At 33.3% G+C, this 9,053-nt stretch carries 11 protein-coding genes and 1 pseudogene; 9 read left to right on the top strand and 3 right to left on the bottom strand.

The window, feature by feature from the left end; translation table 11 throughout:
* The 5 genes and pseudogenes from FYJ55_RS09655 to FYJ55_RS11175 form a co-directional block, all read left to right on the top strand.
* Nucleotides 1–88: pseudogene (locus tag FYJ55_RS09655) on the top strand (NADH peroxidase); the annotation flags it as partial.
* Between the two features lie 95 nt (nt 89–183).
* A complete protein-coding gene (locus FYJ55_RS09660) occupies nt 184–1,050 on the top strand; it encodes a methionyl aminopeptidase (RefSeq protein ID WP_117926505.1) in 867 nt (288 codons plus the stop codon).
* 48 nt (nt 1,051–1,098) lie between these two features.
* Nucleotides 1,099–2,439, top strand: a complete 1,341-nt coding sequence (locus tag FYJ55_RS09665; protein ID WP_154556649.1) for an MATE family efflux transporter — start codon at nt 1,099–1,101, stop codon at nt 2,437–2,439.
* A gap of 81 nt (nt 2,440–2,520) precedes the next feature.
* Nucleotides 2,521–2,811 carry a type II toxin-antitoxin system HicA family toxin gene (locus FYJ55_RS09670; protein ID WP_229771152.1) on the top strand — a complete coding sequence of 97 codons (291 nt, stop codon included), beginning with the start codon at nt 2,521–2,523 and terminating at the stop codon, nt 2,809–2,811.
* A 164-nt stretch (nt 2,812–2,975) separates the two neighbouring features.
* Nucleotides 2,976–3,167: a toxin-antitoxin system HicB family antitoxin gene (locus FYJ55_RS11175; RefSeq protein WP_229771153.1), complete on the top strand. Its 192-nt coding sequence runs from the start codon at nt 2,976–2,978 to the stop codon at nt 3,165–3,167.
* Nucleotides 3,168–3,176: 9 nt separating this feature from the next.
* On the opposite strand, the gene FYJ55_RS09680 is transcribed toward FYJ55_RS11175, so the two are convergent.
* Both FYJ55_RS09680 and FYJ55_RS09685 read right to left on the bottom strand, forming a co-directional pair.
* Nucleotides 3,177–3,845, bottom strand: coding sequence for a LiaF transmembrane domain-containing protein (locus FYJ55_RS09680; RefSeq protein WP_154556650.1), 669 nt, complete (start codon nt 3,843–3,845; stop codon nt 3,177–3,179).
* Nucleotides 3,842–4,276 carry a LytTR family DNA-binding domain-containing protein gene (locus FYJ55_RS09685; protein ID WP_154556651.1) on the bottom strand — a complete coding sequence of 145 codons (435 nt, stop codon included), beginning with the start codon at nt 4,274–4,276 and terminating at the stop codon, nt 3,842–3,844. Before FYJ55_RS09685 ends, FYJ55_RS09680 begins: the two co-directional genes overlap by 4 nt.
* 135 nt (nt 4,277–4,411) lie before the next feature.
* On the opposite strand from FYJ55_RS09685, the gene FYJ55_RS09690 reads away from it, so the two are divergent.
* From FYJ55_RS09690 to FYJ55_RS09700, 3 genes are all read left to right on the top strand, one after another.
* On the top strand, nt 4,412–6,559 hold the full coding sequence (locus FYJ55_RS09690; RefSeq protein WP_154556652.1) for a Tex family protein: 2,148 nt from the start codon (nt 4,412–4,414) through the stop codon (nt 6,557–6,559).
* Nucleotides 6,560–6,642: 83 nt separating this feature from the next.
* The gene (locus tag FYJ55_RS09695) at nt 6,643–7,554 is read left to right on the top strand and encodes an AEC family transporter (RefSeq protein ID WP_154556653.1); all 912 of its coding nucleotides are present in this window, start codon (nt 6,643–6,645) and stop codon (nt 7,552–7,554) included.
* Between the two features lie 86 nt (nt 7,555–7,640).
* The gene (locus FYJ55_RS09700) at nt 7,641–7,949 is read left to right on the top strand and encodes a hypothetical protein (RefSeq protein WP_118114744.1); all 309 of its coding nucleotides are present in this window, start codon (nt 7,641–7,643) and stop codon (nt 7,947–7,949) included.
* A gap of 20 nt (nt 7,950–7,969) precedes the next feature.
* Here FYJ55_RS09700 and FYJ55_RS09705 read toward each other — a convergent pair whose 3' ends face one another.
* Nucleotides 7,970–8,752 (bottom strand): HAD family hydrolase, encoded by a 783-nt coding sequence (locus FYJ55_RS09705; protein ID WP_154556654.1) that lies wholly within the window; start codon nt 8,750–8,752, stop codon nt 7,970–7,972.
* Nucleotides 8,753–8,817: 65 nt separating this feature from the next.
* On the opposite strand from FYJ55_RS09705, the gene FYJ55_RS09710 reads away from it, so the two are divergent.
* Nucleotides 8,818–8,934 (top strand): cytidylate kinase family protein, encoded by a 117-nt coding sequence (locus FYJ55_RS09710; RefSeq protein WP_154556655.1) that lies wholly within the window; start codon nt 8,818–8,820, stop codon nt 8,932–8,934.
* Nucleotides 8,935–9,053: the final 119 nt, after the last annotated feature.

Consider the following 9,053-nt stretch of genomic DNA (forward strand, 5'->3'; position numbering starts at 1 on the left):
TCATGATACAGTACACGAAATGGCTCGTGATGAAGCTCGTCATGGTAAGGCATTTGCTGGATTATTAAAACGTTATTTTGGTGAATAATGCATTTAGAAGCTTCTGAATCAATCGGAAGCTTTTTTTTTGGTTTTCGTGTATAATAAGTTGTGTCTAACGAATATATAGAAAGAAGGATCAAGATGATTGGTAAGAATAGTCCATGTTGGTGTGGTTCTGGTAAAAAATATAAACATTGTCATGAAGAATGGGACAATACAATTAATGTATTAAAACTTCAAGGGAAAATTGTTCCTAGTCATAATTTAATCAAGTCGGAAGAAGATATTAAATGGATCAAGAAAGCGGCTAAAATCAATAATGCAGTTCTTGATTTAGTTGGAGAAAAAATTTGTGCAGGTATGACGACAGAAGATATTGATAAATTAGTATATGATTATACAACAAGTCATGGTGGAATTCCTGCATGTCTAGGTTATGAAGGGTTCCCTAAGAGTGTTTGTACATCTATTAATAATGAAATTTGTCATGGTATTCCAAGTGAGAAAGTCGTATTAAAAGATGGCGATATTATAAATGTCGACTGCACTACAATTGTACATAAACACTTTGCGGATGCATCTAGAATGTTCTGTATTGGTCATGTAAGTGAAGAGGCAAAACGCTTAGTTGAAGTGACTAAAGAATGCTTAGAAATTGGTAAAGAAGCCGTACGTCCTTGGGGATACATTGGAGATATTGGTGCTGCTATTCAAGAACATGCACACAAAAATGGTTACAGTGTTGTTGTTGATTTCTGTGGACACGGTGTTGGTAATGCTTTCCATGAAGATCCATATGTACATCACGTAGGAATTCGTAATACAGGTATGGTTATTGCACCAGGTATGGTCTTCACTATTGAGCCTATGATCAATCAAGGAACTCGTGATTTATATATTGATAAAGATAATGGATGGACATCTTATACAAAAGATGGAAAGTTATCGGCGCAATGGGAAAATACAATTCTAGTTACAGAAAAAGGAATTGAAGTATTAGCTTGGTAAGAAGTCAATAAAATGGCTTCTTTTTTGGTGAGGTTTAAAAAAGGGAATATGCAAAAGAGTATGATTGAGGGGAATACTTTAAAACTCATTTTGAATTTTAGTATTCCATTATTATTAGGAAATTTATTTCAACAATTTTATAACGTTGTTGATGCGGCTATTGTTGGTCAAACACTAGGTTCTAAAGCATTGGCAGCCGTAGGCGCAAGCAGCAGTGTGCAGTTTTTGATTCTAGGATTTTGTATGGGAATATGCCAAGGCTTCGCAATCATGGTTTCGCAAAGTTATGGTGCAAAAAGACCCGATGAAATGCACACTTATATTTATGCAGGAGCTGTATGGACAGCCATTACAGCCTTTGTGGTATCCATCTTTGTCGTTGTGTTTTGTGCAGACATTCTTCACATTTTACAAGTCAATGATGAAATCTTTAACGATGCCTATGCCTATTTGGTTGTCATATTTTTAGGGATACCATTCACATTACTCTATAATTATTTATCGGCTATATTAAGAGCTATTGGAGATTCAAAAACGCCATTTTTCTTTTTAGCTTTTTCTGCATTTTTAAATATTGGCCTTGATTTTTTCTGCATTCTTGTTTTGAAATGGGGATGTGCAGGGGCTGCCATCGCAACCATTTTTGCCCAAGCCGTAAGTGGTATTTTGTGTTTATTGTTAATTGCTTTTAAAGTCAATATTTTACATATACCTAAATCAAGTCGTTATGTGGATAAGCAACATTCTCTAAAACTCCTTGCTATGGGTGTTCCTATGGGCTTACAGTTTTCGATCACAGCCATAGGTTCTATGGTCATGCAGTCGGCTAACAATGATTTGGGAACCATTTATGTATCTGGTTTTACAGCAGGTATGCGTATTAAATCATTGATGATGTGTCCATTTGATGCATTAGGTGCAGCTGTTTCTACATTCCTTTCGCAAAACTATGGATCTTGCAAATTAGAACGAATCCAGGATGGATATCATAAAGGCGTAATGGTGAGTATTTTATATGGTGCATTCGCCTGTGTCGTAATGGTTTTCTTTGGAAGAATTCTTAGTATGATGTTTGTGAGCGCCAATGAATCACAAGTGTTAAATGCGAGTGCTTTATATTTAAGAAGAATGGGTTACTTCTACCCTGTACTAGGAATTCTAATCACTACAAGAATGTCCGTTCAAGGCCTTGGCTATTCTGCTCGAGCTATGCTTGCAGGCTTTGTAGAAATGATTGCACGATGTATTGTGGCATTATGTTTTGTGCCTATTTTCAAATATGGTGCGATCACATGGGCCGATCAAACAGCATGGGTTGCAGCTACACTGGTATTGATTCCATTGTGGATCAGTGCAATGCGTACGGTTCAAAAAAATGAGTTGAATTAGAAGTCTAACGACTTCTTTTTTTGATTTTCAATGTCTTTTTCACATACATCTGATTTAATTAAGGTAGAGATCATTAAAAACATGATTGACACCAAATATAATGAAGGTGAAAAGATGTCTTCTTTGGATAAACTGTTAAAAAGATTTTTAGAATTGGATCATGATATTCGTTTCGAAGAGATAGTTAAAGTGATGAAAGAATATAGAAATGAGATCAAACAACCTAAAGGTGGATCGAGTCATTACTCATTTGTAAAACCTGGATGTAGTCGCATTGTGATTCCAAGACATAAACCTATAAAAAAGATGTATGAAAAAATGATAAAAAAAGTGATAGAAGAGGAGATGAAGGAATATGAATCAAGAACTTAAATACTACATGAGTCTGTCGTATCGTATGGAAATTTTTGAAGATAAAGATGAAGGGGGGATATGTATTATCTTATCCAGATCTTCCTGGATGTATGACATGTTCAGATTCATTAGATGACTTGTGAGAACTAGCCAAAGACGCAAAAGAAACATGGATTTTAGGTATGTTAGAAGATGTAAAAGAGATTCCGCTTCCTAGAGACCTACAATCATATTCAGGACAATTTAAATTAAGAATCCTTAAAAGTCTTCATGGATCCTTATTTATACACGCTAAAGAGGAAGGCATTAGTATGAATCAATATTGTTTATATCTTCTCGCAAAAAATGATACAGAATATAAAAAAAGACGTTAATTGTCTTTCTTAGATATAATGAATTTCAATTCCGCCAAAATGAATACGCCCTGTGATATTTAATGTAGGATAGCCACTAGATGATGGTTGTCCTTTTTCATCAACTCCACCAAAGAAGGCACGAACATGACTTTGTACATTCCATTCTTTAGGTACATAGAGTTCAATGCCTGTAAAGTTTCCATCAATTTCAATCGTAGCTTGATTTTGAATGGTAGCCTGATCAAAATAGAGTTTCAATCCTGAAAATTTAGAGTCAATGGTCACATATTGTAAATCATTGGTTTGAATATATTGAACTTTTTCACCAAAACTAGAAGTAATATTGATGATGGAATTTGTAGAATATTCAATATCTTCTATTTCAATGTGTCTTGTTTTGGGATAAATAATGCTTGTAAGTCCCCAAGCTAATAGCCAAGTAGCTAATAATAGAAGCCATAGAGAAATATCTTCAAAACCTAAATCTTCTCTGAATAAATAGAAAATAATCGCAATCCCAAATAAAGGGCTGTAGAAGCTTCTTTCTTTGATTCCGTCGATAATAACGGATAGACAGATAAGAGTTCCTGCAATTTTCCATAGACTAAATGTAAATGGTAGAAAACCAAATAGATTCCCAAAAATTAAAATGGCACCTAGAATACAAATAATGCCCCAAAACCAATTTCTTTTCATAAATGATTCCTTCTTTCCTTTAATACTTTGTAGTACATTCTTGATACATACACTTGTTTATGACTATTTTGAAAAGTAATGAGATGATTCGATACAGAATGCGATAAAGAAAATATTTTTTGAATATTCACTATTGTAGATTTAGAAATTCTTAAAAAGGAATTCGGCAATATATTTTCTAATTCATATAACTTCTGTGTTGTGGAAAACATATCATTGGCAGTATGTGCATATACCGTTCCATTGTCACTTTCAAAGAATAGAATCGCATCTAAATCCAAATAATACTCTGTATCTTGTTTAAAGAATTGTATACTAGGCTTTGATTTAAAATCAGAAAGTAATTGCTTCAATTCCTCAGTATATTCTTTTGTACGTATGACAATTTCATCTTCGTTTAATGAATCATCAATTTCTAGTCTTACTTTCATGGCCTTATTATTTCATATGAATATTCAAAAGTATAGTCTTTGAAAGTAAGTGGTAAAAATGGAAAGCTAAGTGGTAAATTTTGTGTTGTAAAGTGTTTTCTTGGTATAATAATAGAGTTGAAATGAGGTTTTACTATGGATGAAAATATAATTTCCTTAATTGCGAAAGAATTGAATATTTCAATTACACAAGTTAAGAATACATTGGAATTATTAGAGGAAGGAGCTACAGTTCCTTTTATTGCACGTTATCGTAAAGAGCGTACAAAAGGTTTGGACGAAGAACAAATTCGTGTCATTCAAGAAAATTATGCGTATCAAGTGAATTTAGCTAAGCGTAAGGAAGAAGTTTTGGCACGTATTGAAACATTAGGAAAATTGGATGATGAAATTATTAAGAATGTCAATGCATGTACAAAACTATCACAAGTAGAAGATATTTATCGTCCTTACAAACAAAAGAAAAAGACGCGTGCAAGTGTTGCGATTGCCAACGGTTTACAGCCATTAGCCGATACTTTTATGTCTTTTCCTCGTTATTTTAAAGAAACAGAATTGGATGCTTACATCAATGAAAATGTAAAAGACAGAGACGCTGCTATTCAAGGTGCTTGTGATATCATTGCTGAAAAAGTGAGTGATGATGTAGATGTACGTAATAAAATATTCGATTCAATGACAAACTTTGGTCGTATTGTTACAAGTGAAAAGAAAGGTCATGAAGATGCTCATAAAGTCTATAAGATGTATTATGACTATTCAGAAAGAGTGAATACTTTAGCACCGCATCGAGTTATGGCCATTGATCGAGGGGAAAAAGAAAAAGTATTAAATGTTTCGATTTCTTTTAATGAAGAATATATTGAAAACTGGGTATACCGAAGATTTATTCGCTTTACTAACAGTGGTACAAGTGAATATGTTCGTGCTGCTATTTTAGATGGTTTAAAAAGACTTGCCTATCCTTCCATTGAAAGAATGGTTCGTTCGGCTCTAAGTGAAAAGGCACATGAATCAAGTATTGATGTATTTTCTATGAACTTAGAGAAGTTGCTACTTCAACCACCTATGAAAGATAAAGTAATTCTAGGCTTTGACCCGGCCTTTAGAACCGGATGTAAATTGGCTGTTATTGATGCATCTGGTAAAAAATTAACGGTCGATGTAATCTATCCACATCAGCCAAATGCGAAAGTAAGAGAGTCTGAACAAAAATTAGTTCAATTATGTAAAGAATATCATGTAAATTTAATTGCGATTGGCAATGGTACGGCAAGTCGAGAAAGTGAAGCTTTTGTAGCTAATACAATTAAGAAATTTAATTTACCAGTCTCTTATACCATTGTTTCTGAAGCAGGAGCCAGTGTATATAGTGCATCTAAATTAGCTATTGAAGAATTTCCAGACTTACATGTTGAACAAAGAAGTGCCATTTCGATTGCGAGAAGATTGATGGACCCACTTTCTGAATTGATTAAAATCGATCCTCAATCGATTGGTGTTGGACAATATCAACATGATTTACCAACCGCAAGATTAAAAGAACGTTTAGACTTTGTGGTAGAAAAAGCAGTTAACCGCGTGGGTGTAAATATCAATACAGCCAGTGTTTCTCTACTTAAAAATATTGCAGGATTGAATAACGCGAGTGCTACAAGTATTGTGGCATATCGTGAAGAAAATGGAAAAATTGAATCACGTACACAAATTAAAAAGATTCCTAAGATTGGGCCAAAAGCCTTTGAACAAGCAGCTGGATTTTTACGTATTGAAGATGGAAAAGAACCGTTGGATCGCACAAGCATTCACCCTGAATCGTATAAGGCAACGAAAGTATTGTTGAAGGAATTAGGTTTGGATACTTCGGATTTGGGAACACAAAAAGCTAAAGATGTAATTTCAGATTGTGATACAAAACAATTGATGCAAGACACAGGATTAGATAGTTATACATTGAAGGATATCTTAGATGCGATTTGTATGCCACTTAGAGATTATCGTGATAAATATGATGCTCCTTTATTAAGAAAAGATGTATTGGAAATCGAAGACTTACATATTAATGATAAGCTAGAAGGTACAGTTCGTAATGTGGTTGACTTTGGTGCCTTTGTCGATATTGGACTACACGAAGATGGTTTAGTTCACATTTCAAAGATGAGTACAAATCGAGTGAAACACCCAAGTGATGTTGTTTCTGTAGGAGATATTGTTACGGTATGGGTATACAATATTGATCAGGAGAAACAAAAGGTACAACTAACAATGGTCAATCCAAATTGACAATAAGACGGCTTAGGTTTATTATCTTTACAAATGTAGGACAACACATTGTTGTCCTTTTAATTTAAGGGAAGAGGATTATTATGAATATCACAACAATTGTTACACAAATGACTATTTTATTATTGATTATGATTGTTGGTTTTGTGGGAGCTAAAAAGAATATTTTTAATGATGAAGTAAATGTATATGCATCAAATATCTTGTTAAAAATCGGGATTCCAGGCTTGATTATTAGTTCGGTTAAAAATGGATCTCCATTTACTGGAAGTGAATTATTAAATGTATTGATTATTTTTTCCTTGTTTACGATATTTACTGGTATTGTATCTAAAATAAGTGTAGAAGTTCTACATATTCAAAAAAATAAAGCTCTATGGCAATTTATGATTCTATTTACCAATGCCGGTTTTATGGGATTACCCGCTATTCAAGCCATATTAGGGGATCAAGCCATGCTTTATGGAGCTTTATTTTTATTACCACTAAACTGTTTGATGTATGGATATGGAGAGAGTTTATTTCGTAAGGGAGGTTTTTCTTTTAAGAAATTTATGAATGGACCTATGATTGCATCCATTGTTGCTCTAATACTTTGTATTTTTAGTATTAAACTTCCATATGTTTTAGCTCAGACATGTACATATATAGGTAATGTGACTACGCCATTATCTATGATGGTAATTGGTGCTGGATTAGTCAAAATGGATGTTAAAGAGTTATTGGATATAAAGCTGTGGGCATTTACAATATTTAAAATGATTGTGTTGCCATTGATTTATATGCTTTCACTATCAATATTTCAAATTGATCCATTGATCGAAAATACAATTATACTTATTATGTGTATGCCGGTGGCAAGTAATTCTAGTGTATATGCACTTATGTATGGTGAAGATGCAACGCTTGCTAGTAAGGCTATCTTCTTGACAAGTGTTTCGTGTGTGGTAACGATTCCAATTGTGTTTATTTTGCACAATTTGCAAATAATGTGACAAATGTAACTATAAATAAAGGCCAAAGTTTGAGTTATTTGTTAGAATGATGTATGATTAGTATATAAGAAAGGATGTCGTGGATTATGGAAAAATGGACTCAAGAACAGTATGCTACTCGTTTACAGGAAATGAAACAAGAAGCTCATGATAAAATGTGGTTATATATCGAAGTGAATGCCAAAGAGTTTATGAATGAATGTGAACCAGGAGCAAAGAATTTAGCTACATGCTGCAAAGCTATGTTAGATGCAATGTTAGAAGGAGACGGCTTTATTGTAGAGCCTAAGATTCGTACTAAGGTTGCTGGAACTTTAACAGTTCGTTACTATGTTGATAACTTACATCCAGGTCGTAGAAAATACGCAGATGTAATGAAAGAACAACAACAGTAAAAAAAGAATCATTTCTGATTCTAAAATAGCTTTAAATATTTAAAAGCTTTGTATAAGCCGTCATTGTCAATTTTATCTGTGACATAGTCGGCTTTTTCTTTTACCTCTTTGACACCGTTTCCCATCGCAACTGAAATATCAGCATATTCTAACATTGGTAAATCATTTTCAGAATCACCTATCGCAACGGTTTTATATTCTTCTTCATAATAATTTTTGACAAACTGAATAGCCGTAGCTTTATTGCATTCTGAATGTGTGATTTCTCCGCCTAAATGCATGAAGTTTGTGAATGTTAAATGTTTAGGAAGTTGCCTTAATATTTCTTCTCTTTGTGAAAGTGAGTCAAAATGAATGCTGACTTTCATGACTTGATTGTAATCATCGTCGGTCATTGTTGAAATATCTGGAAAAGATAAGAAACGATTTCCCATGCGATTGTCTGTATTAAATTGGCGCATTCTTTCTCTGTTTTTCTCACTAGTAAATGTCATTTTGCTTCCCTCTAAAGAGAATCCTGAATCTTTGGCAATGTGCTGAATAAATTGAGTGTCTCTTTTTTTCAATGGTTCAAAAAGAACTTGTTTATTATCAATTATGATTTCACTGCCAGAACCGAAACAATAGCCATCCAAATTCATATCTAATAAAAATTGAGGGACTTCACAACGTGTTCTACCTGTGTTTATATAAATTTTATGCCCGTTTTTTCTTGCATGTTCAATTGCTTCTAAAGCAGAACCAGGAATCTTTTCAAATGTCCATAGAGTTCCGTCTAAATCTAAAAAAATAATTTTTTTCATAACCTTCCTCCACTACACTATTTTAACATATTATTGTATGATATAAGAAAAAAGAGGAAATTGGCATGGAAAAAAATGTGATTATAACGATATCGAGGCAGTTTGGATCCAATGGAAGGGAAATTGCTCGTAAATTAGCTGAATATTTAGATATTAGTTATTATAATAAACAAATGGCTTAACTAGCAATTTGGTGACTTTGCTATAATTTTGCGTTTTATCACTTATGCGAATAACCATTCGTTCTTCAAATCCTTTAAACGAGTGATCTTATAGATATTTTTCAATCTAAGTAGTACGT

Source organism: Holdemanella porci (genome assembly GCF_009696075.1).
Taxonomy (GTDB): domain Bacteria; phylum Bacillota_I; class Bacilli_A; order Erysipelotrichales; family Erysipelotrichaceae; genus Holdemanella; species Holdemanella porci.

Bases quoted from the DNA above. Each gene is read 5' to 3' on its own strand.
- FYJ55_RS09685 (WP_154556651.1), bottom strand. From the start codon at position 4,276: ATGAAAGTAAGACTAGAAATTGATGATTCATTAAACGAAGATGAAATT.
- FYJ55_RS09670 (WP_229771152.1), top strand. From the start codon at position 2,521: ATGATTGACACCAAATATAATGAAGGTGAAAAGATGTCTTCTTTGGAT.
- FYJ55_RS09695 (WP_154556653.1), top strand. From the start codon at position 6,643: ATGAATATCACAACAATTGTTACACAAATGACTATTTTATTATTGATT.
- FYJ55_RS09680 (WP_154556650.1), bottom strand. From the start codon at position 3,845: ATGAAAAGAAATTGGTTTTGGGGCATTATTTGTATTCTAGGTGCCATT.
- FYJ55_RS09665 (WP_154556649.1), top strand. From the start codon at position 1,099: ATGCAAAAGAGTATGATTGAGGGGAATACTTTAAAACTCATTTTGAAT.
- FYJ55_RS11175 (WP_229771153.1), top strand. From the start codon at position 2,976: ATGTTAGAAGATGTAAAAGAGATTCCGCTTCCTAGAGACCTACAATCA.
- FYJ55_RS09710 (WP_154556655.1), top strand. From the start codon at position 8,818: ATGGAAAAAAATGTGATTATAACGATATCGAGGCAGTTTGGATCCAAT.
- FYJ55_RS09705 (WP_154556654.1), bottom strand. From the start codon at position 8,752: ATGAAAAAAATTATTTTTTTAGATTTAGACGGAACTCTATGGACATTT.
- FYJ55_RS09700 (WP_118114744.1), top strand. From the start codon at position 7,641: ATGGAAAAATGGACTCAAGAACAGTATGCTACTCGTTTACAGGAAATG.
- FYJ55_RS09660 (WP_117926505.1), top strand. From the start codon at position 184: ATGATTGGTAAGAATAGTCCATGTTGGTGTGGTTCTGGTAAAAAATAT.
- FYJ55_RS09690 (WP_154556652.1), top strand. From the start codon at position 4,412: ATGGATGAAAATATAATTTCCTTAATTGCGAAAGAATTGAATATTTCA.